This window comes from Asticcacaulis endophyticus (genome assembly GCF_014652575.1).
GTDB lineage: Bacteria > Pseudomonadota > Alphaproteobacteria > Caulobacterales > Caulobacteraceae > Asticcacaulis > Asticcacaulis endophyticus.
The window spans coordinates 24,107-50,713 of record NZ_BMZB01000004.1 but is presented as its reverse complement, the minus strand read 5'-3'; the positions used below and the strand labels follow the sequence as shown (position 1 = coordinate 50,713).

General features: G+C 53.4%; 32 protein-coding genes and 1 pseudogene. 19 read left to right on the top strand and 14 right to left on the bottom strand.

Annotation, left to right across the window (positions count from 1 at the left end; all coding sequences use genetic code 11):
- Positions 1 to 3: 3 nt before the first annotated feature.
- Complete coding sequence (locus IE102_RS13400) at positions 4 to 816, bottom strand: competence/damage-inducible protein A (protein WP_189487526.1); 813 nt, start codon at positions 814 to 816, stop codon at positions 4 to 6.
- A gap of 51 nt (positions 817 to 867) precedes the next feature.
- On the opposite strand from IE102_RS13400, the gene sfsA reads away from it, so the two are divergent.
- Positions 868 to 1,602 carry a DNA/RNA nuclease SfsA gene (gene sfsA, locus IE102_RS13395; RefSeq protein ID WP_189487524.1) on the top strand — a complete coding sequence of 245 codons (735 nt, stop codon included), beginning with the start codon at positions 868 to 870 and terminating at the stop codon, positions 1,600 to 1,602.
- Between the two features lie 54 nt (positions 1,603 to 1,656).
- Here the strand turns inward: sfsA and IE102_RS13390 are convergent, their stop codons facing one another.
- Positions 1,657 to 1,902 carry a hypothetical protein gene (locus tag IE102_RS13390; protein WP_189487522.1) on the bottom strand — a complete coding sequence of 82 codons (246 nt, stop codon included), beginning with the start codon at positions 1,900 to 1,902 and terminating at the stop codon, positions 1,657 to 1,659.
- Between the two features lie 144 nt (positions 1,903 to 2,046).
- Between IE102_RS13390 and map the strand changes: the two genes are divergently transcribed.
- From map to IE102_RS13360, 6 genes are all read left to right on the top strand, one after another.
- Entirely contained in the window at positions 2,047 to 2,862 is an 816-nt protein-coding gene (gene map / locus IE102_RS13385; protein WP_189487520.1) for a type I methionyl aminopeptidase, read from the top strand.
- 5 nt (positions 2,863 to 2,867) lie between these two features.
- Complete coding sequence (locus IE102_RS13380; protein ID WP_189487518.1) at positions 2,868 to 3,548, top strand: JAB domain-containing protein; 681 nt, start codon at positions 2,868 to 2,870, stop codon at positions 3,546 to 3,548.
- Between the two features lie 83 nt (positions 3,549 to 3,631).
- The gene (locus IE102_RS13375) at positions 3,632 to 4,939 is read left to right on the top strand and encodes a tyrosine-type recombinase/integrase (protein WP_229807764.1); all 1,308 of its coding nucleotides are present in this window, start codon (positions 3,632 to 3,634) and stop codon (positions 4,937 to 4,939) included.
- An 11-nt stretch (positions 4,940 to 4,950) separates the two neighbouring features.
- On the top strand, positions 4,951 to 5,193 hold the full coding sequence (locus IE102_RS13370; RefSeq protein WP_189487514.1) for a helix-turn-helix domain-containing protein: 243 nt from the start codon (positions 4,951 to 4,953) through the stop codon (positions 5,191 to 5,193).
- Positions 5,194 to 5,636: 443 nt separating this feature from the next.
- Positions 5,637 to 5,786 (top strand): type II toxin-antitoxin system RelE/ParE family toxin, encoded by a 150-nt coding sequence (locus IE102_RS18130; protein ID WP_229807763.1) that lies wholly within the window; start codon positions 5,637 to 5,639, stop codon positions 5,784 to 5,786.
- A gap of 1 nt (position 5,787) precedes the next feature.
- A complete protein-coding gene (locus tag IE102_RS13360) occupies positions 5,788 to 6,066 on the top strand; it encodes an addiction module antidote protein (protein ID WP_189487512.1) in 279 nt (92 codons plus the stop codon).
- 73 nt (positions 6,067 to 6,139) lie between these two features.
- Here IE102_RS13360 and IE102_RS13355 read toward each other — a convergent pair whose 3' ends face one another.
- The 3 genes from IE102_RS13355 to IE102_RS13345 are packed head-to-tail and all read right to left on the bottom strand — an operon-like array spanning position 6,140 to position 9,523.
- Positions 6,140 to 7,057, bottom strand: coding sequence for a plasmid partitioning protein RepB C-terminal domain-containing protein (locus IE102_RS13355; protein WP_189487510.1), 918 nt, complete (start codon positions 7,055 to 7,057; stop codon positions 6,140 to 6,142).
- Complete coding sequence (locus IE102_RS13350; RefSeq protein ID WP_189487509.1) at positions 7,047 to 7,964, bottom strand: ParB/RepB/Spo0J family partition protein; 918 nt, start codon at positions 7,962 to 7,964, stop codon at positions 7,047 to 7,049. Before IE102_RS13350 ends, IE102_RS13355 begins: the two co-directional genes overlap by 11 nt.
- On the bottom strand, positions 7,961 to 9,523 hold the full coding sequence (locus tag IE102_RS13345; protein WP_189487508.1) for a recombinase family protein: 1,563 nt from the start codon (positions 9,521 to 9,523) through the stop codon (positions 7,961 to 7,963). The genes IE102_RS13350 and IE102_RS13345 overlap by 4 nt, the downstream gene beginning before the upstream one ends.
- A gap of 77 nt (positions 9,524 to 9,600) precedes the next feature.
- Here IE102_RS13345 and IE102_RS13340 point away from each other — a divergent pair, with 77 nt between their 5' ends.
- Entirely contained in the window at positions 9,601 to 10,221 is a 621-nt protein-coding gene (locus IE102_RS13340) for a DeoR family transcriptional regulator (RefSeq protein WP_189487507.1), read from the top strand.
- On the opposite strand, the gene IE102_RS13335 is transcribed toward IE102_RS13340, so the two are convergent.
- The 3 genes from IE102_RS13335 to IE102_RS13325 all read right to left on the bottom strand — a co-directional run bounded on the left by IE102_RS13335 (position 10,192) and on the right by IE102_RS13325 (position 13,024).
- Positions 10,192 to 11,166 carry a 3'-5' exonuclease gene (locus IE102_RS13335; RefSeq protein ID WP_229807762.1) on the bottom strand — a complete coding sequence of 325 codons (975 nt, stop codon included), beginning with the start codon at positions 11,164 to 11,166 and terminating at the stop codon, positions 10,192 to 10,194. The genes IE102_RS13340 and IE102_RS13335 overlap by 30 nt on opposite strands.
- A 68-nt stretch (positions 11,167 to 11,234) precedes the next feature.
- On the bottom strand, positions 11,235 to 11,690 hold the full coding sequence (locus IE102_RS13330) for a hypothetical protein (RefSeq protein ID WP_189487502.1): 456 nt from the start codon (positions 11,688 to 11,690) through the stop codon (positions 11,235 to 11,237).
- A 158-nt stretch (positions 11,691 to 11,848) separates the two neighbouring features.
- Positions 11,849 to 13,024 carry an MFS transporter gene (locus IE102_RS13325; RefSeq protein WP_189487500.1) on the bottom strand — a complete coding sequence of 392 codons (1,176 nt, stop codon included), beginning with the start codon at positions 13,022 to 13,024 and terminating at the stop codon, positions 11,849 to 11,851.
- Positions 13,025 to 13,121: 97 nt separating this feature from the next.
- On the opposite strand from IE102_RS13325, the gene IE102_RS13320 reads away from it, so the two are divergent.
- On the top strand, positions 13,122 to 14,033 hold the full coding sequence (locus IE102_RS13320) for a LysR family transcriptional regulator (protein ID WP_189487498.1): 912 nt from the start codon (positions 13,122 to 13,124) through the stop codon (positions 14,031 to 14,033).
- 208 nt (positions 14,034 to 14,241) lie between these two features.
- Here IE102_RS13320 and IE102_RS13315 read toward each other — a convergent pair whose 3' ends face one another.
- Positions 14,242 to 14,904, bottom strand: a complete 663-nt coding sequence (locus IE102_RS13315; RefSeq protein ID WP_189487496.1) for an SGNH/GDSL hydrolase family protein — start codon at positions 14,902 to 14,904, stop codon at positions 14,242 to 14,244.
- Positions 14,905 to 15,052: 148 nt separating this feature from the next.
- Between IE102_RS13315 and IE102_RS13310 the strand changes: the two genes are divergently transcribed.
- From IE102_RS13310 to IE102_RS13295, 4 genes are all read left to right on the top strand, one after another.
- A complete protein-coding gene (locus tag IE102_RS13310) occupies positions 15,053 to 15,745 on the top strand; it encodes a response regulator transcription factor (protein WP_189487495.1) in 693 nt (230 codons plus the stop codon).
- Between the two features lie 64 nt (positions 15,746 to 15,809).
- Positions 15,810 to 16,163, top strand: a complete 354-nt coding sequence (locus IE102_RS13305) for a hypothetical protein (protein ID WP_189487493.1) — start codon at positions 15,810 to 15,812, stop codon at positions 16,161 to 16,163.
- A 15-nt stretch (positions 16,164 to 16,178) separates the two neighbouring features.
- Complete coding sequence (locus IE102_RS13300) at positions 16,179 to 16,592, top strand: hypothetical protein (protein WP_189487491.1); 414 nt, start codon at positions 16,179 to 16,181, stop codon at positions 16,590 to 16,592.
- Positions 16,593 to 16,696: 104 nt separating this feature from the next.
- Positions 16,697 to 17,107: a helix-turn-helix domain-containing protein gene (locus IE102_RS13295; protein WP_189487489.1), complete on the top strand. Its 411-nt coding sequence runs from the start codon at positions 16,697 to 16,699 to the stop codon at positions 17,105 to 17,107.
- A gap of 6 nt (positions 17,108 to 17,113) precedes the next feature.
- On the opposite strand, the gene IE102_RS13290 is transcribed toward IE102_RS13295, so the two are convergent.
- From IE102_RS13290 to IE102_RS13275, 4 genes and pseudogenes are all read right to left on the bottom strand, one after another.
- A complete protein-coding gene (locus IE102_RS13290; RefSeq protein ID WP_189487487.1) occupies positions 17,114 to 17,473 on the bottom strand; it encodes a hypothetical protein in 360 nt (119 codons plus the stop codon).
- Positions 17,474 to 17,523: 50 nt separating this feature from the next.
- Positions 17,524 to 17,721: a hypothetical protein gene (locus IE102_RS13285; RefSeq protein WP_189487485.1), complete on the bottom strand. Its 198-nt coding sequence runs from the start codon at positions 17,719 to 17,721 to the stop codon at positions 17,524 to 17,526.
- 188 nt (positions 17,722 to 17,909) lie between these two features.
- Positions 17,910 to 18,257 (bottom strand): annotated as a pseudogene (locus IE102_RS13280) (transposase); the annotation flags it as partial.
- On the bottom strand, positions 18,241 to 20,025 hold the full coding sequence (locus IE102_RS13275; RefSeq protein ID WP_505595773.1) for a hypothetical protein: 1,785 nt from the start codon (positions 20,023 to 20,025) through the stop codon (positions 18,241 to 18,243). The gene IE102_RS13275 and the pseudogene IE102_RS13280, both read right to left, overlap by 17 nt.
- A 781-nt stretch (positions 20,026 to 20,806) precedes the next feature.
- On the opposite strand from IE102_RS13275, the gene IE102_RS18105 reads away from it, so the two are divergent.
- From IE102_RS18105 to IE102_RS13250, 5 genes are all read left to right on the top strand, one after another.
- Positions 20,807 to 20,989 carry an ATP-binding protein gene (locus IE102_RS18105; RefSeq protein ID WP_189488018.1) on the top strand — a complete coding sequence of 61 codons (183 nt, stop codon included), beginning with the start codon at positions 20,807 to 20,809 and terminating at the stop codon, positions 20,987 to 20,989.
- A gap of 397 nt (positions 20,990 to 21,386) precedes the next feature.
- Positions 21,387 to 21,728 (top strand): hypothetical protein, encoded by a 342-nt coding sequence (locus tag IE102_RS13265; protein ID WP_189487481.1) that lies wholly within the window; start codon positions 21,387 to 21,389, stop codon positions 21,726 to 21,728.
- Between the two features lie 108 nt (positions 21,729 to 21,836).
- Positions 21,837 to 22,373, top strand: coding sequence for a response regulator (locus tag IE102_RS13260; protein ID WP_189487479.1), 537 nt, complete (start codon positions 21,837 to 21,839; stop codon positions 22,371 to 22,373).
- Between the two features lie 44 nt (positions 22,374 to 22,417).
- Positions 22,418 to 22,858 (top strand): response regulator, encoded by a 441-nt coding sequence (locus IE102_RS13255; protein ID WP_189487477.1) that lies wholly within the window; start codon positions 22,418 to 22,420, stop codon positions 22,856 to 22,858.
- A complete protein-coding gene (locus IE102_RS13250; protein WP_189487474.1) occupies positions 22,851 to 24,071 on the top strand; it encodes a histidine kinase dimerization/phosphoacceptor domain -containing protein in 1,221 nt (406 codons plus the stop codon). The genes IE102_RS13255 and IE102_RS13250 overlap by 8 nt, the downstream gene beginning before the upstream one ends.
- 3 nt (positions 24,072 to 24,074) lie before the next feature.
- Here IE102_RS13250 and IE102_RS13245 read toward each other — a convergent pair whose 3' ends face one another.
- On the bottom strand, positions 24,075 to 24,791 hold the full coding sequence (locus IE102_RS13245) for a response regulator transcription factor (RefSeq protein ID WP_189487472.1): 717 nt from the start codon (positions 24,789 to 24,791) through the stop codon (positions 24,075 to 24,077).
- A gap of 208 nt (positions 24,792 to 24,999) precedes the next feature.
- On the opposite strand from IE102_RS13245, the gene IE102_RS13240 reads away from it, so the two are divergent.
- On the top strand, positions 25,000 to 26,196 hold the full coding sequence (locus tag IE102_RS13240) for a sensor histidine kinase (RefSeq protein ID WP_189487470.1): 1,197 nt from the start codon (positions 25,000 to 25,002) through the stop codon (positions 26,194 to 26,196).
- Positions 26,197 to 26,607 lie beyond the last annotated feature (411 nt).

The following is a 26,607-nucleotide window of genomic DNA, read 5'->3' as shown; positions in this document are numbered from 1 at the left end:
ACTTTACGCTGTCAGTTCCTCAAACGCCGCTTCGGGGAAGCGCAATTTCGCCTTTTCGAGCACATCATCCATCCCCGCGATTAAGCGCGAAAACGCTTCATCCAGACTGTCCTTATTGCGCCCACGGATCACCAGTTGCGTACCAAACGCATCCGGGAACATGCCGTAGGGGTAGCTGCCGAGGCTAAGATCGCTGTAGGCCTGGTCAAGTTCTGTCAGTATGTCGGCGGCCAGACTTTCCGGCACATAGTGAGCTTTTAAGGTGCGCGACATAACTTGACGGCCCTGACGCAGGCGATACGGCAGGTCGTTCAGCATTCCCGCCATGATGCGCGGCACGCCGGCCATGACAAAGACATTGCCAAGCTGAAAGCCCGGTGCGCCGGAGACCGGATTAAGGATCAGGCTGGCCCCTTCCGGCACCCGCGCCATGCGCCGGCTGCTGACATTGAGCTTATCAAGGCCGCCGTAGCGATCGATCAGCACCTGCAAGGCATCGGCCCTCTCGGCGAGAGGCACGCCAAAGGCCTTGGCGACGCAATCGGCGGTAATATCATCATGGGTCGGGCCAATGCCGCCGGTCGTAAACACATAGTCATAATCCGCCCGCAAAGCGTTGACGGTGCGCACCACCTGGGCTTCATCGTCATGGATCATACGCACTTCCATCAGGTCGATCCCCAGCGACCCTAAGAATTTAGCGATAGTGTTGACATTAGTATCCTGCGTCCGCCCCGACAGGATTTCGTCACCAATGATAACAATGGCAGCGGTAGGATTGGACTCATTGTTTAAATTTTCGGCATTGACCGTCATGCGCTCGGCTCCTTATGGACGTATGAACCATACAGGAAATACGTGTCGATCATGTCATCGGGCCACATACACATTACCCCTTTTGAACATCGCGTGGATGGGCTCATAAAAGGGCGATTGGTGTCAAGATACAAACGCTTCTTTGCCGACATAAGGCTGGAATCCGGTGAGATCGTCACCGCCCATTGCCCTAATCCGGGCAAGATGATGGGGCTTTTGGTTGAAGATACGCCCGCCCTGATCACCGAATCAAAAAACCCCAAAGCCAAGCTGAAATATCGGCTGGAGGCCCTGAAAGAAGGGGATCAATGGGTGGGTGTCAATACCGGCTGGCCCAACCTGTTGATCAGGAACGCGATTGTGGCAGGGCTTATCCCCTCACTTGACGGCTATCCCGTTATCCGGCCCGAAGTCAGATATGGCCATAATTCGCGCATCGACCTTAAACTTGAGGATCATCCGGTGCATGTTGATGCCTATGTCGAGGTGAAAAACGTCCACCTGTCGCGCACGCCGGGACTGGCCGAATTTCCCGACTGCGTGACCGAGCGCGGGGCCAAACATCTTTATGAGCTGATTGATATGGTCGCCGCCGGGTATCGCGCGGTCGTCGTGTTTTGCGTGCAGCGCGATGATGTGGATCGCTTTGATGTTTGCGCTGACCTTGATCCGAAATTCGCCGCCGCCTACCGCGCCGCCCGCATGGCTGGGGTAGAGATCGTGGCCTTGAGTTTCGGCTTTGATGAAACCGGCCTGCGGTTTCACCACACGCTAACCATCACATAAAAAACCGGATGCTGATCAACAGCATCCGGCTTAGTGTTCATATGAAATCTGAACCTAGTTAACCTTTTCAGCGGCCTTTTCGGCGTTGCGCTCGATGTTCTCGGCCGGCGACTGATCACCCAACTCATTGGCGGCATTATCGACACCTTGCGGCAGGGCCGTTACGGCATCGGCTACCCGTTCGCTGCTGGAGCGATTGTCCTGCATCATAAATATGGCGGCGACCGCAATGATGGCTATTACGGCGACCGCCAGAATGGTCATGAGCATGTTATTGTTTTGCGAACCTGTAGCGGCCATCTGTATCTTCCTGATATTAAAACTGTAAGTCCATGATCGCTGTCGCCGCATAAGATTTCAGTCGCTGATGTTTCAAACATTATAAGGGCATCGTCAGGGCCACGTGGTCTGGTATTTCGGGATTTGAGAGGTTATATTGTCGTCATGACCACAGATTCAGATTACCTCGTCCGCTCACAGTCGATCCGCATCCACACGGCGGACGATTTCGAAGGCATGCGCAAAGCCGGACGGCTGGCCGCCGATTGCCTTGATATGCTGATCCCCTATGTCGTGCCGGGGGTTAAGACCTCCTATCTGGATGATCTGGCGCGGGAGTTCATTCTGGACAACGGTGCCCTGCCCGCCTGCATCTATTATCGCGGCTATTATCATACCGTCTGCATCTCGCCCAACCACATTGTCTGCCACGGCATTCCCGGCGAAAAGACCCTCAAAGACGGCGATATCGTCAATATTGATGTGACCGTGATCGTTGAGGGTTGGCACGGCGACACCTCACGCATGTACGATGTGGGACAAGTTAATTCCAAGGCCAAGCGCTTGGTCGATATCACTTACGAATCCCTGCGCCTTGGCTTAGCGCAGATCAAGCCCGGCAACACTTTCGGTGACATCGCCGCCGCCATTCAAAAATATGCTGAGGCTCAGCGCTGCACGGTTGTGCGCGATTTCTGCGGCCACGGCGTCGGTCAGGTGTTCCACGACAATCCCAATGTCCTGCATTTCGGTAAGGCGGGCACCGGCCCCAAGCTGGAAGAAGGCATGTTCTTCACCGTTGAGCCGATGATCAACCTCGGCAAGCCGGACGTGAAGGTGCTGAACGACGGCTGGACCGCCGTGACCCGCGACAAGTCCCTGACGGCGCAGTGCGAACACAGCGTCGGCGTCACCAAGGATGGGGTGGAAATCTTCACCGCGTCACGCACCGATCAGTTCCGACCTCTGCCGGTTTTGTAAAGCGAATGGCTGAGGGGGGCACCAGCATCACAGAAGCCGCTCTGCCGGAACATGGCGGCCACCGTAACCGCTTACGTGACCGCGCGCGCAAGGCCGGGGTGTCTACCCTGCCCGATTATGAATTGCTGGAACTGTTCCTGTTTCGCTCAATCCCTCAGCGCGATGTCAAACCGCTGGCCAAGGCGCTGATTGCCAGATTTGGCAGCCTGCCCGCCGCCCTGTCCGCGCCGATTGAGGACATGCTTCAGGTGTCATCGCTCGATAATGCTGGCCGGGCGCTCAAGATCACGCCGGAAATTGCCCTTGACCTGCAACTGATGTTTGAGGCGACGCGCCGGTTGTTGGCCGAACCGCTTAAGCGCGCCACGGTTTTGTCATCGTGGTCACAACTGATCGCCTATCTGCGGGTGACTTTGGCCTATGAGCCGCGTGAGCAGTTTCGCATCATTTTCCTCGATAAGAAAAACCAACTCATAGCCGACGAGATCATGGGCCACGGTACAGTCGATCACGCCCCGGCCTATCCGCGGGAGGTTATGCGCAGGGCCCTGGAACTTTCGGCCAGCAATGTGATCTTAGTTCACAATCAGTTCACGGCACGCCGTTTTTTCTCCACTTTTCCTCTCTTTGCCACTGATTTAAATCAGTTTTTATCGTTTGTCACAAATGGTCTGGCGAAGGCATAGTTGGTGACGGCGGAAGGGTGATTGATCACTCAGCCGCTCCCAATCACACTCCCTCATATCGGAAGTGATCCCACCTGACATAAATGGTGAACGATATGCCTTGCCTAACGAATCTCGAAATCCGTCATGCCATTAAGCGTGTAGAGATTGCCCAAAAACAAGAGAACTTGAGTGATGGCGAAGGACGAGGGACCGGGCGCCTTGTCCTGATCCTGAAGCCCATGCCTCGGCGGGTGACAGCCGAATGGATGGCTCAACAATGGCGCGACGGAAAGCGCGTAAAGAAAAAACTTGGAGCCTATCCCTCTATGTCGTTAGCCGAAGCTCGCGAGATATTTGCCCGGGACTTTTCAAACGTCATTCAAAAAAAGCGAAGCATCAAAGTTGCGGGAGATACACGAATTGGCTCTGTAGAAGATTTATTCTCCGGGTACATCCAATCGCTGAGAGACGCGGGAAAGCCTTCATGGGTCGAAACGGAAAAGGGTCTCAATAAGATTGCCGAGTTGTTGGGGCCAACACGGCCGGCACGGAATATCGAGCCTGACGAAATCACTGCTGTCATCAGGCCCATTTATGAACGTGGGGCGCGTTCTATGGCTGATCATGTGCGCAGCTATATTCGTGCCGCGTTTAGTTGGGGGCTGAAATCAGAACACGACTATCGCACCTCTTCTCCTCGTCGATTTCGCTTAGTTTACAATCCTGCAGCAGGCATTCCCACCGAACCGAAAAAGGTAGGTACGCGCTGGCTAAGTGAGGAAGAGTTCGTTCGCCTGTATCGCTGGCTCGAATGCCCGGACACACCCGTCCATCCTCCGTACACGCGTGCCGTCAGGCTTATAATGCTCGTCGGACAGCGTGTTGATGAGATTGCCCAGTTACACGTTTCTCAATGGAATGCGTCGGAGCGTATCATCGACTGGTCAAAGACGAAGAATGACAGGCCGCACGCTCTGCCTGTTCCCGATTTGGCGGCAGAGTTAATTGAGGGCATCACGCCGAACGAATATGGCTGGTTTTTCCCTTCGCAAACCGACCCAAGCAAACCGGTACGCGCAAGCACTCTCTATACATTTGTCTGGCGTCAACGCGAGCGTGGCGTAATTCCATACGCTACCAACCGCGATTTGCGGCGGACATGGAAAACCCTGGCTGGAAAAGCGGGCGTTTCAAAGGAAATTCGGGATCGCATTCAGAACCATGCGCTTCAGGATGTCAGCTCAAAGAATTACGACCGGTGGCACTACATGCCTGAAAAACGCGCAGGTATGAAAAAATGGAATGCGTTCATTACCAAGGTTCTCACCAAAAATCAGAGCACCTTGCCGCCTGACCCAAGCGTCAAAGGGCACCCATTCACTCCCCTTCCAGCAACATCGATAAATTGAAGGATGAAACGATGACTAAAGCCAATATGCCAATTGAACGTCAATATCTGACCACCGTTGAAGCGGCGGAGCTAATGCACCTGTCGCCGCGAACTCTGGAAAAGTACCGTTTCCGAGGAACGGGCCCGGCTTATTCCAAGCTTGGCAAGGTCGTACGTTATAGCCGTGCCACACTTGAAGCCTGGTTTGTCGAGAGCACACGCCGATCTACCAAACCCAGTAAGAAAGAACTGCCATGCCCTACGTCGAGCTAGCGGGGATGGCCGCGTGGGCGATACCCAATACTCACGGCTTAGCGCCTTCAACAAATCCGAGGCAGTTCGCACCGCCCAAGCGCTGCAAACCAGCATTGTGACTGGTTGACGAGGTTCAAGGTTCGGCCCCTACGAAAATCCTCTTTCGATAACTAAAGTTGACAATTTCCCATCTATGTACTATAGTTATCATCCGCAATGGAGGTTACGGTTCGACGCGTGCTCCTCCCTTGACCATGGCACGCGTTTATCAAGCAAGGACATCTCAAATGACCAATATCTGCACCCAACTAAATATAACCAGGAACCGATCTTATGATCATTCAAAGAACCGACCGCTTTTCCAAATGGCTAAAGGAGCTTAAGGATACAACGGCCAAGGCCCAAATTCTGAGGCGTTTAAAACCGGCAATTTCGGCGACACCAAATCTGTAGGCGACGGTGTGCACGAACTTCGCATTCACTTCGGACCGGGATATCGGATCTATTACGCCTTCCAGGGTGAAGAAGTCGTCATCCTACTCTGCGGAGGGGACAAAGACTCACAAGATGTCGATATCCGTCGCGCCAAGGATATTTTGAAAGAATTATAATATGGAAACCATCCGACCTTTTGATGTGGCGGAGTTCCTCGATGATCCTAAAACAGCGGTTGCCTATCTGGCCGCTATCTTCGAGGACGGTGACGCTGAAGAAATCCGCGTTGCTCTCAATGACGTGGCTCGCGCCCACGGCATAAGTGATTTGTCGCGCGAAACAGGTTTGTCTCGTGAGGCGCTTTACAAAGCATTTGGTAGCAATGGAAACCCAACGCTCACAACGCTTCTAGCCGTCTTTAAGGCGCTAGGTTTGAAGCTATCCATCGCTGCTTAGCGGGGGACTAAATAGTCGGCTCCTCTACATTTTCGCCCCTTTCGACCGTCTACTCACAAAGTTAGGTCCAAGTTTAGTTTGTAAGCTTCGTCATGTCGGAAATCTGCCGAAACTGGCTCAAAATCTCAGGTTGATGGTTCGACAGATAACGGACAATTCTGGCATTGTTGAGCAAGGTTCCCAAATACCCCTTCGCCAAAGTCAGGTTGAGGACATCCTTACCGTAGCTGTCTTCGATCAGGCGGTATTCGCGTTGCAGGCTGTCCATTTCGGTTTCCATGCGCACCATCTGATCCTCGTCTAGTCCCTTGATCTTCTTTGCGCGTTCAGGATGGACGAGTTGAGCTTTTGGTGTGGCTGCCAGCAGCGCCATCACATAGGGCTTGGTGTAGATACCGGCATCATTCATCAGCGTTGCCGCTTCGACCTGCCGCAGAGGCTTCATTTTGCGGAGAACCGGAAACGTTTTGGGTGCGATAAACTGGTCTTTGAGGAGTTCTATGGCCTCAGGGCAGATGCCTTCCAGCATATCCCGCTTTTCGATAATGCGGCGAACGTCGAGATTCAGAGCCTCAGCCAGTTTCTCTTCGGAAACCCCGCGTTCAATGGCCCGCCGTATCATCTTATGTTCCTGGATCGATGCGATACGATTGATATGCTTATTGTAGGTGAAACTTTCGTCGTCTGACGCCACAAGACAGGTCACGATCCGCTCACCGAGTTCCTTAAGGGCATGGAGACGCAGATGCCCGTCCCTCAAAAAGTAGCGGCCATTCATACCTACCGCCAGCGACACCGCTGGCGGTTCTATAATGCCGACGGCGCGTGTCGAGGCAACAATCTGCTTGTATTTATGGCTCTTGAAAACCTTGGGGTCCATGACCTTAGTCATGATGATCTGGTCGATATCGATATCAACGGTGCGCTCGTCGAAACTGGCCTCAATCGGCACTTGGGGCAGTCTCAAAACGCCACTGCGCTTAGAAACCATGATGCCCGCCCCGTTCCGACATAAGTGACGCCAGAGGTTTCGGCAGTGTATTAAGACCCTCAGCCCGCAGGAGCGTACAAAAGTTTTCATCCTGGGTTAATTCCCGTAAGGCTTGCGTCACAAAGGTAAGCCGTGTCGCGGCAATATCCGCTTTTTTAGTCAGCAGGCGTTTGCGGTCCAACTCCCGCTGAAAGACCTTCATCACGTCCTGACCCGAAAACGCCCTTTGGCTCTTTTCCCGCCCTACACGCTTTTGGCCGGTGTAAGCCTTCCCGCAGCGGCGGCGCGTGTCCATAAGTTTCTTTGCCAGTAAGAGACGGTTGCCCCTAAGCTGATTGGACTCATAGGCATCCTGCAAAGCCAACTGCTCCTCTTCCGGGCCCTCAGCTATGCGAATAGCGAGATACATCGGGATCTGGCCGTTCTCCACCGCCGTCAACAAACGCTGCTCCCCCTTTGCCATCAGGTTGAGAATGCCATCGACGTACTCCGTGGACATCCCAGTCTTTTTGCCTATCGTTGCCGCGTCATACCCTTGCTTTGCCAGGATTTCGACACCCTGGAGTATGTCAGCGGACCGATGCTGGCGTCGCGCAAGATTCTCCACCAGGCTCATTATCAGAGCCTGCTCCTCACTGGCATCAATGATCATCGCCGGTATTTCGATTTGGCCACAAGCGAGGAATGCTTCGAGGCGCCCCTGGCCACAGATGAGGTCATAGTCCTTATCAGCGGTGCCGGAACGACATGCCGTCACCATGATGGGTCGCTTCATACCCACCTGTGTCATGTTGGTCGCCATATCGAAGAATATCTTCTGATTACGCGCCCTCGGGTTCAGGATGTTGATGCGATCAATCGGTATCTTTGCAATTTTACCGACACGCAGACCCTTCGCGCCACTCACGCCGCCACCGGCAGGTCCGCTCTCTCAGCCATGAGAAAGAATGATTCAAGATCGTCGAAGCGGTAGGCATCCAGCGCAAGGTGGTTGTTGTCTGCGAGCCGTATTTTTGGCGTTTCAATATCTATCGCCGGGATCAGATAGTAATCGAAAACGTCGCGATTATTGGCAGCCATTCGGACGACTATCGTGATGTCAGGCATCAGGCCGGCATCAAACCGTATCTGCCAGCGATTTTTACCGGATGCGGACTGACCGCAACGACTGATAACCAGTGAGGCTTTGATTTCCTCATTGACGATAAGGAAGTCTGTTTGCTCGTCTACCCGGATCTTACCGCCGAGTTGCCCGATCTGGTTCAGGACATCCGCTATAATCTCAGGGTGCATCTGCCTGATATGCCGGTTGTCCGCGATGAACGTGAGGTCGCGGCCTGGATCATAACCTATGAGTTTGTAAGCCTGTGTCAGGCCGCCAAAGCGATAGGCGTACACGGCACTTGACGGCATGTCGTCTGTCTCGTCGATCAGGATACCTGAAAGCCAGCCCTGGCGCTCATGCAGGGCTTTCAGCCTTGTCAGCATGTCCGTATCCGTAAACTTTCGATTTCGTTCGCGGATTATGCCCTGAGCTGTGTAAAAATGGCGCGGTTCAATGATCGCCTCAAAGACTCCATCCGCGCGGACCCACATATCCGGGTCATTCTCGACCCGTCGCTTTTTCAGTTTGAATGACCGCCGATTGAAAACATTGTTCCCAATATATTTTTCGTTGGTCAGAATGCCGTGCACGACACCACGGGTCCAGTTTCGGCCAAGGTCAGTTTTCACGCTACGCTGATTTAGACGGGCGGCAATCTCTGACTCACGCAGTCCCTCTTCAGTAAAGGCTTTGTAGATCCACTTTACGATCACCACCTCATCCTCAGGTCCGGCTACCAGCACCACCCGGTCCGTCTGAAGCGACTTGTGCTCCCCCCGCTTCAATTCCCCCTTCGGATTGCGTTGTTCGTCGAGCAGGACCCGTCGCAGGCCAAATCCTGCCGGACCGCCCTGCCGAAAGCCCATCTCTATAAGGCGGCACTGGCCGGCGAAGACCTTGCCGGAAAGTTCGCGGCTGTACTCTCCGGCCATCGCGCGTTTAACGCCCTTAACGATGGTTGAAACCGGACTGCCATCATTCTCAAATTGCTCTGCAACGTAGTGCACGTCGATACCCGCACGTCGGCACATGTATTCGTAATAGGCACTTTCGTCGGCATCCTGAAACCGTCCCCATCTGGTGACATCAAGGACGAGAATGGTTGTGAAATCGGCCGCACCAGACTGCACGTCGGCAATCAGGCTCTGCAATGCCTCGCGTCCATCAATGCTCAGGCCGCTCTTGCCAGAGTCGGTATAGGTCCGGACAATGTCGATAGCGAACCGTTCGGCGTACTCGCGGATGGCGTCCGCCTGATTTTCCGTCGAGTATTTCTGGTGGTCCGTAGACATGCGGACATACATCGCACCGCGTCTGCGCCTGGAGGTTTCTTCGCTCCCGATTGTCATTCCTGCGTTCATAAATCCCGCTCCCGAAGGCGTTAGCACTGACCGCGACTTCTGAGGCGGCGGGGAATTTTAGCGTGGGAGGGGACAGATTGTCGCTTGCAAAAACAAGGCGAGTTTTGGGAGTAAAATCAAGCGTTTCTTCCGACCTTGAACTGGCAAAAATTGTTGCCAAAGCCCTTCGTGAAGACTTCGGAGACATGGCATCCGCCATCAAGCAAATTGGTCAGATTACAAGCGCAAACCTCAACACCGTCACAAACTGGTATCAGGCCAGAAATGTCCCATCTTCCAGACACTTACTTGTTCTAGCAAGAACCTCTCCCGGTATATTGCGGCTCGTCCTGATGCAGATCGGCGGGGAAGATCTATGGGATGCCTTTCAGCTCTATCCCGCCCCTAAACGAACCGTGTCCAGACGACATGATATCGGCCGCAATACGCCCAAACGCGTTGATGAGGATGTCACAATAAATGTCACAACAACCAATCTCAATGAGCGCCAGAGCTGGTTTATCAGCGAACTCAAACGCGGCTCTCACTGCGATGCGCAAAGCCTTGCGAACGAATGGAATGTCACCATTCGAACCGCGCGGCGGGATATTTCCGACCTTAAAAGTCACGGCCTGATAAAGTTTTTCGGGGCAAAGAGGAATGGAAGATACGGGATGTCTGACCGTACATTAGGCTTTGAAGCGATCAACGGCAGATAATATTCTAATGACAGGCTCGATATCGGCGCGCTGATAAATATCGCTGCGCAGAAACATCAGTTCAGCGTCAAGATCAGTTTCTGCGACCTCCATCCACCAGGATTTGGGCTGACCATCCGTTCCGTCCGACCAGCGATACCCTCTCGCCTTCAAGATGTCTTTCGTCTCGAATGGACTGTACAGCGCCCAAATTTTCGCCCTGGATTGTAGGCTCGCCTGATAGAGTTCCGTGAAAGCCGATGCGCCCTCATCTGTGACGGGCGCCATCAGCACTTCAAGAAGGGCAAAACAGTCATCGACGGCGCGATGGCCCTCATGGAAGAAACCGGACTGGCCCACAAGGTAGCCCAGTTTACTGCCCTCAAATCCGCGCGCGGACCATCCGATTTCAGCGTTGGAGCACGCCCAGGGCACATCACCAAAGACAGGCGAAATCAACTCACAAAACGGACGATCAAAGGCTGCATTGTGGGCAATGACCAGATCCGCCGACCTGATTAACCGCTCAATTGCCCAAATATCTAGGCTCTGCCCTATGACCATATCATTAGTAATGCCAGTCAATTGGGTAATCTCATCACTGATCGGGGTTGTTGGCTCCTGAAGACCGCCATACACTTCGAGCACGTCCCCCATCTCACCCTCGTCGGTGAAGCTGAAGGCGACCCCACCAAACTCTATCACTTCATGAGTACGAAAACTCAGCCCGGTGGTTTCGGTATCGACAATCACCCCAATTCTCGGGAAACCAGGGCGCCGTTCGGTCACAACCACTCGCTGAGGCAACTTCGTCAAAATTCGGTACCGGCCCGTTTCCGTCAGGCGACGCACCATCTCCGCTTCGTCAACAGGCAACGCGTTGTCGCGGGCACGTGACCGACGTCGGTCAGCGTCCACTGACGACGGTGCCCCAAACATATCCAGTTGATTAGAAACAGGCTTCACGTAGGCCTCCCACGACACTCGACAACGCATGCAGCGACTGTCGTCTGTAACAGGCAAGCCCCAAGGCGTCAGCCACGTTTTTCTATGCGCTCAGTGTATTCATAGCCGGGAGGTGCCAAGGCCACGAACTTGACGTCGATGTGACCCGTGACCTCTATATATATGCTGTAAAGTTCACCGCCAAGCCGCAAGCCTTGGGAGATAATATCGGTCTGAAGTTCCGCCGCCGTAAACGCGGGGACATAGCCAATGTGATAGCTCTCAATGACCGGGGCCATGAACGGCCAATTGCGCTCAACGAGGCCCACGACCTGAATGGCATTTTCATCATGAGAATTTAAGGGTTCCGGGATAAGCTCAAGGCCGTAATAGAGCCCTTGCCGTTCTGCGCGTTTGACGGCCTTGAGCCACGATCTGACATACGGCAGCCGATGAGGAATGCCTGCAACGGACTCAGCCAGGGTGGTCTCTACCCACACGCCCGGCGGTCTGTGACGACCAAGGCCGAATTTTTGATAGGTCATAGAAAGCCCCGCATGTCACCGATCGTCATACAGAATCGGCCCTTGCCTCAGTTTACCTAAAAGCGTCGCCTCTGCGCAATAACCGGCGACCTTCCTCAAAGATGCGCATGCCCAGTTCGTGAACACAAACTAACCTTACTGATCAACTCGCGCTTGCATTACGCACACTTTTGCGGCTCAGCTACCTTCACCACTGGCTTAGTACGCAGGCAAAGAACCATGATCAATCCTGCGGTTGCCATGACCGCGCCCGCCAATGACACCGCAGGGTAGCCCAGTCCGGCAGAGATGACCGCCCCGCCTAACGCCGCCCCTACGGCATTGCCCAGATTGAAGGCACCGACGTTCATGGCTGAAGCCAGATTGGGCGCGTCGGCGGCAACGTTCATGATGCGGGTCTGCAAGGGCGGCACCAGTGCAAAGCTCGCCGTGCCCCATAAGAATATCAGTATGGCCGCAGGCACGGGCCAGCGCATACCCCAGGCGAACAGAACCAACAACACCACAAGGCCCGCGAGTGTCACAATCAGGGTGGCATCGATCGAGCGGTCGGCGTACCGGCCACCCAGCCAATTGCCTGCAGTCAAGCCCAGGCCATAGATGACCAGCATTACCGTCACGAAAGCGGTGGAGGCCTTGGTCTCGCTTTGCAGGATCGGGGCAATATAGGTGAAGACCGTGAACATCGCACTTGCCCCCACGACGGTCAGGGCCAAGGCTGCAAGCACCGCTGGCTTTTTCAGGACTCGCAATTCCGTCATCATATCGGCGTTCTTATCGGCGGGAAGCTCTGGCAAAGACACTCGCAGACTTATCATGGTCACGATACCCAGCCCGGTGATCCCCCAGAACGCCGCGCGCCAGCCCATAACCTCCCCGGCCCAGGTGGCGAGAGGCACGCCGCCGATCGTGGCGATCGTCAAGCCCATGAACATGGCCGCGACAGCCCCGGCTCGCCGCTCAGGCGCAACCAAACTTGAGGCCACAACCGCCCCTACACCAAAGAAGGCTCCATGATTAAACGAAGTGACCACACGCGCGATCAGCAGCAAGGTGTAGTCACCCGCGATCGCTGACACGAGATTGCCGATCGTGAATATGGCCATCAGTCCGATTAACAATGTTCGCCGGGGAACGCGCCCCGTCGTCAGGGTCATGATGGGCGCACCTATTAACACCCCCATCGCATAGGCGCTGACGAGTAACCCCGCTGCAGGTATGGACACGCCCAGATCCGCCGCCATGATCGGCAGGAGGCCCATGGGCGCAAATTCTGTAACGCCAATGCCGAAGGCGCCTGTTGCCAGCGCCAGAAGAGGAAGATTAGGCTTCATTGAAATTTTCCTGATTATGTGCCCTAACAATATGAATGCTTTTTGCCTTGTTGTTTAGGCAGCCTTTAAGACAAGGTTCTGTGCGTAGGATTCACAAATGAAACGTGAAATGGCCGACCGGTCAGGTGAAATGGAAGCGTTTGCTGCCGTGGTGCGTGAGCAAAGTCTTTCGGGCGCGGCGCGACGGCTGGGACTTACCCCCTCTGCCGTGAGCCGGGCGATTACCCGTATAGAAACGCGCCTGGGTGTGCGTTTGATTGTGCGCACGACACGGTCGATCACCCTGACACCGGAGGGGGAAGCCTACGCCCGAGGCGCCGCGCGCATCCTTGCTGATCTGACTGAAGTCGAAGACGCCATAGCCGATCAGGGCGTTCCGCGAGGCCGCCTGCGGGTTAGTGCCGCCTTGGCCCACGGTCGTCTGGTTATCGTGCCGCTATTAGGGGAGTTTTCGGACAGATATCCGGGGATACGGCTCGATATCAGTCTCAGCGATACCTTGGTCGACGTTTTGGGTGGCCGTGCCGATGTCGCCATCCGCTTTGGCCCCCTGTCGGATAGTCCTTTGACCGCCCGGCGCCTGGGCGACACAGGACGCTCGATTGTGGCCTCGCCAGAGTATCTGTCGCGTAAAGGCACGCCTCTGGTGCCCGAGGATTTACTTAGCCACAACTGCCTGAATTTCGACTTTCCCCGTATCGAACCCGGCTGGCCGTTTCGCAAGAACGGGCACGATTACGCGTTAGGGGTTTCGGGCACCATCGAAGCCAACAATGGCGAGACCCTTGTCCAATTAGCTCTGCAAGGCGTTGGCATTGCCCGCGTCGGAAACTTCCATCTCGCGAACGAAATTACGGCCGGCAAGCTTGTTGTCCTCCTCGATGATTTCAACCCCCAAGACCGCGAGCCGATCCATGCGGTCTTTGTGGGCGGCAGCCATATGCCCGCGCGTGTTCGCGTTTTTGTTGACTTTCTTGTGGAGCGACTGACCGTCCGACATCTCAGCTGACTGCAAGCAATCTCTACTGGGGCCTTCGGGCGCCATACGCCCCAAGCGGCAATTTATGAGTTGCTGCGAGTTTCCATATACCGGACAGTCGCGTCTGACAGTAAAACCTAAAAACGCGACACAAAGTGACGATTGAGAAAATGTCGAAAGCGTTAACATGATCCATGGTGGATTAATCAAAAAGAGGAAATTTTTGATACCACGCCAATTAAACCTTACAGACCGTACCCATTTGCGCGCGCCATATCTTGTAGGCGTCCGCCGTAAGATGGATACCGTCGATGGTCGGTAAATCCTGATCCAGTTCAACGACCGGCACGCCCACCTCAGCGGCTAAGGTGCGTATCCCGGCATTGAGGTCATCGATATAGCTGGCTTTAAAACCTTCACGGGTTTCACTGATGGCCGGTAAGGTCGCAATGGCGATGTCGCGCCCTTTGGCATTAGTGATGATTTGGCGATAGGTCTTCATGGCTTCGTCTACCGGACGGGCGGCCAAGTGGTTTTTGGCATTGTTGCTGCCTATGGCGAAAATCACGCGCTTGGCTTTTGATCGTTCGATCAACTCACCGGCCCACCGGCTAGTGTCCTGGATAGAGGCTGAACTGATTCCGGCATTAAGTACCGCCCCACCACAGAGCGAATCAATGCGGGCAAATTCGGTCAGGCTATCGCCAATGATAATCGTCTCAGCCTGCATTTGATCAGCCTGAGAATTGATGGCATTTACGCGTTGACGAAAATGGTCAACCGGTTGATTTGCCTTGGCATTATCGGTTGCAAACTTCCATGCGGTTGCCCCCGCTGCGCCCGCACTTAATACAATGACAGCCGCCATCGTTGCTGTGGCCGCTTTGTTATAGGTGATCATCTACCAGCCCTATTTTTATTGCCCAATGGAATATTCTTATATTCCAGAAATAAGTCAACGGTTGCTGAATAAGACCCTCTGGTGCGATCCCAAATTGTCTGATTAACCTAGTTCATCCCAAAGTATTGTGAGTCGGGAGGGGGGCGGCATGGCTGCATCACTTACTAAGATTGAGGAACTGTCTCAGCGCCAAAGAGAAATATTGCGCCTGACATCTCAGCACCTTCAGGCCAAGGAAATTGCGCGCCTTCTGAAAATATCTGAGCACACCGTAAAGACCCACAAAGACGAGGCCCGCAAACGACTTGGAGTTAGCACCAGTCGCGAAGCCGCCCTCCTATTTGCCAGCTACGAAGCTGAATTTCCCCTCCCCCCTGGCGAGGGAGACCGCTCAAGAGGGATAGTTAATTCCGCCCGTATTCCGCCATCCTCATCACCAACGGACGCTGTGGCGCCAACCGTAAATGAGGATGCCGATGACCCAAAACAAGCTGAAAACCGATCCCCACCTGACGATCTCATTGACCGATCTTCAGATCGCCTGGGCGATGCTGGCGAACCCGGACAGATCATCCGAAATCCCGAACATAATCTCGGCAGTGGAAACGCTAATTGGCGTGGAAGGCCCGTCGAAGGCGGCCTTTACAGTGATCGCCGCCACGGCATGGCTGACCAGCGAGGGCGAAACCTCATCGCGTGGTTGGCAAGCCTAACCCCAATTCAATGCATCGCTTTAGTCGTGATTGCCGCAGGCACCATCGTTGTGTTCATGGCGGGCCTGATCGCCTGCGTATTGGGCATCATGACAGCGGCGCAATACCTGAAATCCCAGTCCGGATAAATTTCAGCATCCGGCTGGTTAACCCGGCCGGAAACGGCGTTTCCCAAGAAAATGGAGAAATGAAATGAAAAAAGCAGATATGGCACGCGCTGGCGCAGCCGAGTTATTTGTGTTTGAACATGCAATCGAAGACGCGCTGTCCAAAGGCGGCGACCTGATCGGAACCCTTTCGAGATTACGCATTGATGGCAACCTATCGATTACCATTGGCCAGGACGCCATCAACGAAGTGGTCAATGCCATTCAGGCCGTGGCCAAAGCGCGTCAGGCCATCGTCGCCGCTCACGCCCACCTCGATACGGTCAAAACCCAGATTGGCTGCCGCACGGTGGCGGTCGGCACCTACGATAAACCCGAAGATGATAAACGTGGCGGCGGCACAGGCTCCGGCTTTGTACCTGCGAGTGCTGCCGCATAATATTTCGGTCTTCGCATGACGGTCGCTCAGGCAGGTTTAGCTGTTGCTGTCATCATAGGGCTCTGGGCGCTCTGGCGTGGCGGCCTCACCGAACGGGTGGGTGCCGCCATTATCGTTGGGGGTTGGTGTCTAACCGCACTCCTTAAACATAATGGCCTTCCGACCACCACTATCGCGGTCTTAGATATCATCGTGACGGTAGCGCTAATTTGGCTTTTCGTCTGGTCACGAAAAACCTGGACGCTTTTTGCCGCCAGTTTTCAGTTGCTGGCCATCCTGACCCATTTTGCCGCGTCCTTTACCGGTTACCATGGTTGGTTCGCTTACCTGACGCCCTTGAATATGTTTGGTGGGTATGGGCTTCTTCTGGCCCTGGCCGTCGGCATCATACAGGCTGAGCTTTACCGGGCGCGACGCGCCCGCCCTTAGCCGTCAGAACCCAGAACAAACCCATAGATTGTTTTCGTTTGCACTGCACACGTTTCACCTGTAATTACCAGCCCCTCGCAATCCATGATTCAGGTAGGCAAATAATGGCAGAAATACCGCATCCCATTGACGTTCACGTCGGACACCGCATTCGTATCCGCCGCAAATTTATGGGCATGAGTCAGGAAAACCTTGGCGATAAGGTTGGCTTGACCTTCCAGCAGATCCAGAAGTACGAACGCGGATCGAACCGGGTTAGCGCTTCTAAGCTGTTTGAGATCAGCCAGGCCCTCAAAGCGCCTGTACCCTATTTCTTTGAAGGCATTGTAGACGGCGATTTGGATTCATCCGGTGAAATATCCCGCAGCGAAAGTGACGCTTTAAGCTTCCTTCAAACCACCGAAGGGCTGGAACTCGCTCAATATTTCCCGAAAATCAAAAACCCCAGCTTTCGTCGCAAAGTTTTGTCACTGGTTTCGGCCATGGCCCATGACGAGGAAGACGCCAAGGCCTAAACAGCCTCACGCATCATTCTTCGGCATTATGGCCAGCCTGGCGGCCTGAAGGACGCTGGCTATGGCCGCAGGATAATCAACGTGTGGCCCTATCGCCTGCCCTGCTGGAAAGTCATCGAGGACGTAAGGATCGTGGCTAAGCCATTTTAAACCCGACAGGCTGCGCTCGATCTCGCCATGATCTACTTGATTTGGTGTCCGATCAGTGATCGCGGCCGCGATGCGCTGATAATTCCGCAGCATGGACATTAGCGTCCCCAATGCGCAGGCTTGGCCTTTTGGCACATTTGCCGCGGCCCCGCCTATCCCCGCAATCACGGCTTCAATGACCGCGATCACATCACGCAACTTTTCCTGATCGACCATAAGCACCTCTTCGCCCGCGATTTAGGCCGAGTCGGCAAAACGTCACATGGTCATTTCTTTATCCGCACCCTCACCCCGCGCCCCTTGACCCGCACACCTTCGGACGGATCATCAGGGATCGCAGACTTTGGTTTAAAGTGCGGTGGCAGCTGGCGCGGTCTGGCATCGATCCGGCGGCGAATAACCTCCGCCACCATCGCAAGGATGGGTAACAAAATCAGCGCAATGGTTGCTAAGATTTCGATCATGGCGACAACATGATCGCATTTGAAAATCTATCAATGACATAAAACATCAGATTACGCTTGGCTGAGTAAGCCCTGATCGTTATGGACGATCCTATTATGCGGATCATTGATAGAATCGTCTTATATGAATTGTCCCAAATGCCAGAGCTTGAAGAAGCCCTAAGCACTAGGCTGTGGTGACGAATTAATCATTTAAGCCAAAGCATGAGACTGGCGATTTTGATAAATCCGAGGAAGTTAGCGGCAAGCTTGTCATATCGCGTGGCAATACACCACCATTGCTTGAGTTCGGCAAAGAAGCCTTCGATCCCCCAGCGTTGTTTGTAGGCGATGCGATCGTAATTGTGCTGGTATTTGCGATGGCGTCTGGGCGGGATGACCGGCTCACCACCTTGTTCGAGAATGAGACCATGCAGGCTATCGGCATAGCAGGCACGGTCGGCGAGAACTTTTTCAGCGCGTAATCCGTGCATCAGATCACAAGCCGAAGCCATGTCATTCTGCTGGCCGGGGCCAAGCTCAAAGCGTACAGGAAGAAGATGTTTGAGGTTTGGAGCCCGTATCTGGTATTTTAAACCAGCCTGGTGTTCCATCTTCAAATTGATCGTCCGTCATCTGGCGTATATCGCTTCCATCCTTACGCATGATGTATAGATCCCCGTAGGGTTGAGGGTTATAGGGATGAAGCGCGGCCTCATCCTTGAATCCCCCGCGAGAACTCGTAAAGGCAATCCATTGGCCATCAGGCGACCACACGTTGTGCGCGTCGTTGCCCGGCGATTGTGTCAAGCGCTTGAGATCTGAACCATCAGGCTTGATGATGTAGATGTCATAGTCACCATCCCGATCACTCGTAAAGGCGATGGAATTGCCATCTGGCGACCAGGAAGGAAAATTCTCATGTCCGCCCCTAGTCAGTTCTCTCGTCACCTGCGTTTTGACATCGAGGATGGACAGCCCATTTTTGTCCTTACCTGCCGAACGGTAAACGATCTGGTTTGCGTCGGCTGACCAACTTGGGAAGCCGTAATTGCCGGATCCATCGGTCAAAATACGCAGTCCCGTACCGTCGGCGCGCATAACGGCGATATCCGCTATTGCCGAGCCGGTAACGCTCTGAAAAAAGCCGCCGAAACCGAAAGCAATTTGCTCGCCGTCGGCTGACCAAACGGGTGCCAAAGCACTGAGTTTTGCATCGCCGAATAATAAAGTCCGGTTTGAACCATCCATGTTCATAACAAGAATGCCATTATGCAGGGCGCCAGCCGTCTGGTCGTTCAAGAGTATTTGCTTTGCGTCAGGTGAAGCGGAAGCAAAAATACCTGTTCGGATAAGGCAAATTTCAGGTGTCCGGCTGGCCAAGGTCTGCCAGGGCGGCCAAACTGTGCTGGTTTCTCGTTGAAAAACCATCGATTTTCCATCCACAGACCAGTAGGGATTACGCATTTCGCCGCGTGCGCCGGTTGCATTGCCTATAAAATCGATCCCACCTTCTGGTCCACCGCTAGTGTAAGCAATGCGCTTATCCGGCAACGCATGAGGTGACCACTTCTCACCGGGGCCATCTGTGAGTTGATTGCGCTCTCCGGTCGCCAGAGTGATGCTGACGATCTGGGTTGTCCCGCGAAGTCGCCGGGGGCTGGTGATTTTCTGAACATCCTCAAGGCTCGCTTCGTAATAGATCAGCGACTGACCGTCTAAAGACCAAACCGGGCTGCCCGCAAAGGCGTCTTGAGAGGTTACCTGTCTCAACTGCGTTCCATCTGTACGGACTACAAACAGTTCCGTGGAATGGAGCGTAACAAAGGAATGTTTTTTCTTCGTAGACAGGCGGTCAGAAGAAAATGCGATCCATTGGCCGTCAGGCGACCAAGCAGGGCGGAAGTCGCCGCCGGGATGGCGCGTGAGGTTGCGTAGCTTTTTCGTCTTTAAATCGACCACCCAGATGTCAGCCTGACCCTCGCGGCTGGATACAAAAGCAAGGTGTCGTCCATCTGGTGAAAGCGCGCCTTGGTCATCAAAACTAGGATTATGGGTCAGTTGTTCGACGCCCTTGCCGTCGAGGCGAGCCCGATAAATATCAGACGAGCCGTTACGCGTTGAGGTGAATAGTATCCAGTCACCGTCAGCCGAGAATGACGCGTTTGAATCGAGTGCGGGATTGGCAATGATAGGTCTGGCATTGCTGCCATCAGCATCGGCAATGAAGATGTCGGTATTCAACGGGCCAAAGCTCGCAAAAGTCAGACCATCCCTTGGAGGCGCAATCGCTTCTGCAGCCTTGATGACGTCCAGGCAACTCATCACGATCAGAGCCATTAACGCTGAGCAATGGATTTTCGCGAGCTTGCTCAGGGAAACCGTCATGGAAGTCTCCAAATCGTTTCGTGCGGGGCGCACACACTTACGCTTAGACTTAATTCTTCGGGATACTTTGGGATCAGCAACATGGTCGACAAATTCGGGAGGCAGTTGCATCACACTCGAAATGAGACTAACAAATTTATCCCTTACAGTAAACATAGCGACTGAACCGCCCCGGGTTTGCCAGCGCCCCTAACTCGTGAGCAGATAGGGCTATGACAAACAAGACGACGAATAAATTTCCCCAGGAGCTCCGTGAGCGAAGACTTACAGCTTTGAATGGATGTGACGGGAGCTTGGGGTTGATGCGCTAAGGTAATGAATTCGCCCTGTGTCATTGTTTGTATGTTCGCCTTGGTTTTTGACTCCGCTTGAATCCGAATGGGAGTATATCAATATACGCCCGTCGCCCTTGTCACGATGAAGATGACCTTGGCACAGATTAAGATGGGAAGAGAATTCGTTCTGGACGTGATGGAGGTAATTGAAAACCATTGCCACCATGCGCCAGAGCGCAGAGCATCAGCGAACTCCAGCTATCACCAATCCGGTTCAGAATATCTCGCACAGGCGGTTGTGGTTCGATACTCGGGAACATGAGGTGGTTATGCCTCTAGCTGAGTGCATGATGCTTGATGCTTGATGCTCCGCGTTTTCGGCAGATTCTTCACAACCTGATCGGCAACGCGATAAAGTTTACCGAAAAAGAGTATGTCCGGGGATTAGCCTTGAAGGTCAAGCTCAACCTTTCAAAAAATTCACGCAAATTGACCGACGCGTACCAGGCGGTACAGGGTTAGGCCTTCTGATAAGCAAGCAGTTGGTTGAACTCATGGGCGGAACGATAAGCGTCGAAAGCGAACCCAACAAAGGCAAACGTTTTACCCTTGACCTTCCTGTCTAATATTGAACCGGGGGCTTTCCCAAGTGTGACGCCCCTCTTCTGAAGCCGCGAAATTTGCGCTTAGAAAGCCCTAAAAGCCAGATTTTCGGGCAAAATTGGCGGCTAAATATTACTTCATGCGTACTTTCCGAGCCTACTCAAAACAAAGGATATCGAATATGAGTTTTGAATAATTGGCGTTTACTCCCATACGTTGACTGACGTTAATCGAATTTAGAACTGAAGCGCTAAATTACGTCTACGAGAAGGGACTTCTCATATGACAACGTTTCATGGCGAAATAACTGACAGACACAGTTACATTCCAATTGGCGTCTGTAGACCGAAACCCATTTCCAGTCGGAGAAAGATACGTCCCACGTTCAATACAAGACGGCCTCATTTCTGGAAATGGGCGGTGTTAACTGCCGATATGCACCCTCTTGGTTTCATCACCGTCAGCCCCTACCCAAGCGCAAGCCAATTAGGGTTTCAATGTTTCGGCCCGTGCCTGTCACTATTCATCAGGCGATCATTTCGTGAACATGACTACGCCGTTGATATCATGAAGGGGCTTATCAAGTGGATACAGGACAACAACCTGTTAAAAGTTATCCATGCTTGGCATTTTGTTGATGACATGATTGTTGCCGAAAACCTGATTGCGGCCGACTTCATTTACACAGGCTGCCTGACCTTAGAGCCATCGGCACACGGAATGCCCATGATGCCGGCCCGGCACATGATCCAGTTACTTTAGCCCTTTCCTACTTAAAGAATTCGTCAAGGCCTTCGCCAAGACATTTAAGTGCTGCGGTCGTAATAAAACCAACGAGGCAACCCACTAAACACGCTGAAAGCAAATACAATGACGACTATCGCCGAACGAGCCGAAATGCCGCAAGTGCTCCTGATCGAAGACAGTCATGAAGATGCCATTTTAGTTCAGCGAGCTTTCAAAAAAGCCGACATACCCACCCATGTGACCATCGCCCGAACCGCCGAGATAGGTCTGAGCATTTTGCGGCGCGAGGGTGGGTTTTTAAACACCCCATTCCCGGACATTATCCTGCTCGACATTGATCTCCCCTACATCAGCGGTATCGACTTTCTCAAACTGGCGAAGGCAGATTCAGAGCTTAGGTTAATCCCAATCATTATAATGACCAATTCCACCTCAGAAGCGGATTTGCTTGAAACTTACAAAACCTACGTCAACGGTTTTGTGACCAAACCCATAGGACTTGACGGTTATGAGCAGGTTATCAGAACCCTTGAGGAATACTGGTTTAAGTTAAGCGCCACCCCTGAGACCCATGCACCCGCGTCCTTGAGCCGCCGTAAACATGCCGAAATACCTACATCTCCACACGGACGGCTTGGAGGTCAAAATAGCAGAGGTTGAAAACGCAATCTCACCGGAGCGGCGCAACATCTGAAGGATCCACGATGTTAAAGGTTTTAATCGTTGAGGACGACCTAATGATCGCCGATATGACTGAGGAATTTCTCGTTGGCTCTGGTTACTCGGTTTGCGGGATAGCAAGAACCGTCCCCAAGGCGATTTCTTTGGCCAAGAGTCATCTTCCGGATCTGGCGATCATAGATTTGCGTCTGGCCGATGGCGGCATCGGTACGGATGTAGCGGCCGAACTAAACAGACTTAAACGTATTGGAGTTCTATTCGCCAGTGGCAATATAACCCAGTTCGAACTTACATCTGCGGACGGAGATGCAAGCCTCGTAAAGCCTTATCTAATAAAGGACCTGCTGTGCAGCCTGAGTATCATCAGTGAAATTGTCTTGACCGGGCACAGTTCATTACCCCACCCGCGCGGTTTCAAGCTTTTAAAGCCCGCAATAGCTGATCGTGAAACGTTCCATGCCTGAGAACCTTGCCAGAATACATAAACTCCTGAGACAGCAGGCCGCGATCGCCAGCTTCGGCAGCTTTGCGCTTAGCGAAGCCGATTTGCATAAGGTTCTGACCGAAGCGGCGCGGGTCTGCGCGTCCGGACTGGATGTAAGTTTCAGCAAGATCTGCCGATACCGGGCTGAGGAAAATGACCTGCTCGTTGAGGCCGGTCATGGCTGGAAGCCAGGTGTCATCGGCAATGTGGTTTCAAGGGCAGATGTCAGCTCGCCGCAAGGTCGCGCCTTTGTCACTGGCGAGCCGTCCATCTCAAATGACTTGCGCACTGACACAACGTTCGAGTTGCCTGCATTTTACGCCGAACATGGCATCATCTCCACAGTCGATGTGGTCATTCCTATAAAAGATAACCAGCCCTACGGCATTCTTGAGATCGATAGCGATATTCAGCATAACTACGATCAGCATGACATCGACTTTTTGACAGGGTTCGCCAACGTGCTGGCCGAAGCGGTCGCCACGTCGGCGCGAACTGAAATACTTCAAACAACCATTCAGGAAATGAAAACCCTTGTCGCCGAGAAAGATCGTCTTCTCGACCAAAAAAAGGTCTTGGCGGAGGAGCTTCAGCACAGGGTCCGCAACAATCTTCAGTTAATTTATGGCATGCTGACCAAGCAGCTAGACGATACAAATGATGAGACGGGCCAGCGGGGCTTAAGGGCTATTGCGCGGCGTGTATTCACCTTGGCTAAGGTTTATGAAAACCTGCTGGGAACCGAAATGACTCACGCGACCGATTTCGGAAGGTATTTGGAATCGCTTTGTGTAAATCTGGCTGAAATTCAGGATGCCAACACAGATCATATCTCAATGACGTGCCACAGCGCTTCAGTGACCCTTGACTTAGACATGGTCACGGCATTGGGCATAATCGTGGCCGAACTCGTGACCAATAGTTATGATCACGCTTTTCCAGATGGGAATGGTGCCATAGTCGTATCATTGATCGTTGACCCGGATGTGCCTGGCAGAGCGACCCTTGCGGTTCGTGACGATGGCCAAGGGTTTGCCGAAAAAGTGGGCAGCAAGCGCCATGGAGTTGGTCTGGTTCGCAGACTTGTCGAACAAATTGGCGGCGACATTGACTTTGTGTCTGAAAAAGGCACGCTTTGGATCATCACTTTTCCGATCACTACATTTGAAATGGGGCTGCCCAGCGCGGCGTAACCTTCATGAAGCGGCATTTATCTCGGCGCTCATGACGAAACGTGCCAGTTCCGGCAAGGATTTCGCGCCCAGTTTGCGCATAATCGAAGCGCGGTGATTTTCCACCGTGCGCTGACTGATGCCAAGGTCTGCCGCAATGTTCTTGTTTGGATATCCCGCGAGGACAAGGCCCATAATTTCTGTCTGGCGGGGGGTTAACCCAGCCAGGTGCGCCGCGGTGGCTTTATGTTCCCCCTGACGCCGGTTGAGACCTTTTGAGGTCTTGACGGCCACCTCCACACACTTCATCAACCGTTGCCGCGTAACCGGCTTTTCCAGAAAGTCCGACGCGCCGGCTTTCATAGCCTCAACCGCCAAGGCAATATCGCCACGCCCCGTAATCATGACGGTGGGTATTTTATCACCCTCTCTTTGAAACGTCTGCAAAAGCTCCAGGCCACTCATCCCCGGCAAACAGACATCAAGCAACAGGCAGCTATCCTTGCCCGGCGTATAGGCCTCCAGAAAGGTTTCGCAATTTCCGAAATCCTCAATCGCAAGGCCCATCGGTTGCAGCAGATCACGTATGCCGTCGCGGACAAGGCAATCGTCATCAACCACATAAATGGTGGAGCGGTGTTCTGTGGGTTCTGAACGCAGGTCAGATGCCTCGGCGGTTTTCGGGCTCAGTTGATCCAAACCTGTCGGACTGTTTTTCGGGAATAGATAGGAAGCGTGCATCGCGGGCTGCCATTTCTGGCTTTTCAACGAACCCACTTACGCCCCGATTATTCGGAGCTGAGAGGTGGATCTGCGTATTTACCGAGGCTACCACAGTTTTCGCAACTCACGATATACATTGTTTCCTGACCATTCCCATCACCGGTGAAACTGATGGCCGCACGGTAGCCAAAGGAGAGCCCCCCCCTAACAAACAACGGAGATTGCCATGCGTTTATCTGATTTTATTCGCGAAAACACGGCGTCCATTATTTCTGATTGGGAGGCGTTTGCTAAATCTCTGACGCCTTCGGGTGAGCACATGGGATCGCTGGCGATTAGAGATCACATCAGCGAAATCCTCGACTTCATAATCGCCGATATTGACTCGGTTCAAACCGACAGCGAACAGATAGTCAAGTCTCACGGGGAGAAGTTGCACGACCCACACCCCAGTGCTGCTGAAGTTCATGCCTCGCTGCGCTATGACGGTGGGTTCAACATGGATCAGATGGTGTCAGAATATCGTGCGCTCAGGACCAGTGTTGTGCGACTATGGAGAGCATCTGGCGTTACCCCCACCTCGCACGATTTTGATGATCTGACCCGGTTCAATGAAGCCATTGATCAGGCCCTGGAGGAATCGATCACCGATTTCTCGGCTAAACTTGAACTCGCCCGAAACCTTTTCCTAGGCATACTTAGCCACGATTTGCGCAACCCTTTGGGGGCTATTTCAATGTCGGCAGAGCTGGCAATCAGATTAGGCGACCTCAGTGAACGCCAGGCCATGCTCCAGGCTCAGATCGTCGAAAGTTCAGGTCGCGCTAATGAGATTGTCACCAATCTGCTGGACATGACCCGCTCACGATTGGGATCGGGCCTGCCCATCATTCGTCAGCCCATGGATATGGGATTTGTCAGCCGACAACTAGTTGAAGAAATGCGGGCAATGCACCCCCATCAGGAATTTGAGCTGACGACCTCCGGTGATGTCAGTGGCATATGGGATAAGGCGCGCATTGGCCAAGTGCTGTCGAACCTGATTGGCAACGCCGTGCAGTACGGTTTTAAAAGCACACCCATCACCGTGCGCGTCGAAGGCATGCCACGCGATATTGTCATTTCAGTTCACAACGATGGCTTTCCAATAAATCCCGCGGATATTCCCTACCTATTCAACGCACTCACCAGGGCGCATTCAATTCAGCCCTCGACAAACCAGCCAACTTCTACAAGCCTGGGGCTTGGCCTTTTCATCTCCAAGGAGATCGTGACGGCACATGGCGGCAAAATCAGCGTCACATCTTCTGAGCGCGACGGGACCGTATTCAAAGTTTGTTTTCCAAGGATGCAAAATGTCGTCGAGTTAAAACCAAATCAGCGTTCTGGTAAAATCGGACGTGAGCATAGCGGAAGGGCCTGAATGCGCTTACAGGTATGTGCCGCCTTCAATCAGGGGCCTCATGAATGACAGTAATGATAACGGACAGGCTGGCAAAGGCGACCAGAATCAAAGCTCTTTCAGGACTCAGCAAAAGGTACCCCCCCGAAAAGCAGCAGCAACATAGGCTCGCGCCGCAATTCGCAGGCGATACGCAGCGGTGTTCTGATGCGTGCGCGGCAAATCATTGGCACCTTCCAATTTAAGCCGGGCTTGCGCGAGATCTTCGCTTAGGCCGTCAACCTATTTAAAGGTAACGGCACTGTCGGGCATGAGTATAACTTTGAAAAACGTAAATTGCCAATGGGCGCAAGGACCGAGGGGACCGATCCTTGCGCCCTCATCTGATAACCACATCTGCCATTGGGGATGGCCGGGGCGTGCGGCAATCTA

Bases quoted from the DNA above. Each gene is read 5' to 3' on its own strand.
- IE102_RS13400 (WP_189487526.1), bottom strand. From the start codon at position 816: ATGACGGTCAATGCCGAAAATTTAAACAATGAGTCCAATCCTACCGCT.
- sfsA (WP_189487524.1), top strand. From the start codon at position 868: ATGTCATCGGGCCACATACACATTACCCCTTTTGAACATCGCGTGGAT.
- IE102_RS13390 (WP_189487522.1), bottom strand. From the start codon at position 1,902: ATGGCCGCTACAGGTTCGCAAAACAATAACATGCTCATGACCATTCTG.
- map (WP_189487520.1), top strand. From the start codon at position 2,047: ATGACCACAGATTCAGATTACCTCGTCCGCTCACAGTCGATCCGCATC.
- IE102_RS13380 (WP_189487518.1), top strand. From the start codon at position 2,868: ATGGCTGAGGGGGGCACCAGCATCACAGAAGCCGCTCTGCCGGAACAT.
- IE102_RS13375 (WP_229807764.1), top strand. From the start codon at position 3,632: ATGGTGAACGATATGCCTTGCCTAACGAATCTCGAAATCCGTCATGCC.
- IE102_RS13370 (WP_189487514.1), top strand. From the start codon at position 4,951: ATGACTAAAGCCAATATGCCAATTGAACGTCAATATCTGACCACCGTT.
- IE102_RS13360 (WP_189487512.1), top strand. From the start codon at position 5,788: ATGGAAACCATCCGACCTTTTGATGTGGCGGAGTTCCTCGATGATCCT.
- IE102_RS13355 (WP_189487510.1), bottom strand. From the start codon at position 7,057: ATGGTTTCTAAGCGCAGTGGCGTTTTGAGACTGCCCCAAGTGCCGATT.
- IE102_RS13345 (WP_189487508.1), bottom strand. From the start codon at position 9,523: ATGAACGCAGGAATGACAATCGGGAGCGAAGAAACCTCCAGGCGCAGA.
- IE102_RS13330 (WP_189487502.1), bottom strand. From the start codon at position 11,690: ATGACCTATCAAAAATTCGGCCTTGGTCGTCACAGACCGCCGGGCGTG.
- IE102_RS13325 (WP_189487500.1), bottom strand. From the start codon at position 13,024: ATGAAGCCTAATCTTCCTCTTCTGGCGCTGGCAACAGGCGCCTTCGGC.
- IE102_RS13320 (WP_189487498.1), top strand. From the start codon at position 13,122: ATGAAACGTGAAATGGCCGACCGGTCAGGTGAAATGGAAGCGTTTGCT.
- IE102_RS13315 (WP_189487496.1), bottom strand. From the start codon at position 14,904: ATGATCACCTATAACAAAGCGGCCACAGCAACGATGGCGGCTGTCATT.
- IE102_RS13310 (WP_189487495.1), top strand. From the start codon at position 15,053: ATGGCTGCATCACTTACTAAGATTGAGGAACTGTCTCAGCGCCAAAGA.
- IE102_RS13305 (WP_189487493.1), top strand. From the start codon at position 15,810: ATGAAAAAAGCAGATATGGCACGCGCTGGCGCAGCCGAGTTATTTGTG.
- IE102_RS13300 (WP_189487491.1), top strand. From the start codon at position 16,179: ATGACGGTCGCTCAGGCAGGTTTAGCTGTTGCTGTCATCATAGGGCTC.
- IE102_RS13295 (WP_189487489.1), top strand. From the start codon at position 16,697: ATGGCAGAAATACCGCATCCCATTGACGTTCACGTCGGACACCGCATT.
- IE102_RS13290 (WP_189487487.1), bottom strand. From the start codon at position 17,473: ATGGTCGATCAGGAAAAGTTGCGTGATGTGATCGCGGTCATTGAAGCC.
- IE102_RS13285 (WP_189487485.1), bottom strand. From the start codon at position 17,721: ATGATCGAAATCTTAGCAACCATTGCGCTGATTTTGTTACCCATCCTT.
- IE102_RS13275 (WP_505595773.1), bottom strand. From the start codon at position 20,025: ATGAGTTGCCTGGACGTCATCAAGGCTGCAGAAGCGATTGCGCCTCCA.
- IE102_RS13260 (WP_189487479.1), top strand. From the start codon at position 21,837: ATGACGACTATCGCCGAACGAGCCGAAATGCCGCAAGTGCTCCTGATC.
- IE102_RS13255 (WP_189487477.1), top strand. From the start codon at position 22,418: ATGTTAAAGGTTTTAATCGTTGAGGACGACCTAATGATCGCCGATATG.
- IE102_RS13250 (WP_189487474.1), top strand. From the start codon at position 22,851: ATGCCTGAGAACCTTGCCAGAATACATAAACTCCTGAGACAGCAGGCC.
- IE102_RS13245 (WP_189487472.1), bottom strand. From the start codon at position 24,791: ATGCACGCTTCCTATCTATTCCCGAAAAACAGTCCGACAGGTTTGGAT.
- IE102_RS13240 (WP_189487470.1), top strand. From the start codon at position 25,000: ATGCGTTTATCTGATTTTATTCGCGAAAACACGGCGTCCATTATTTCT.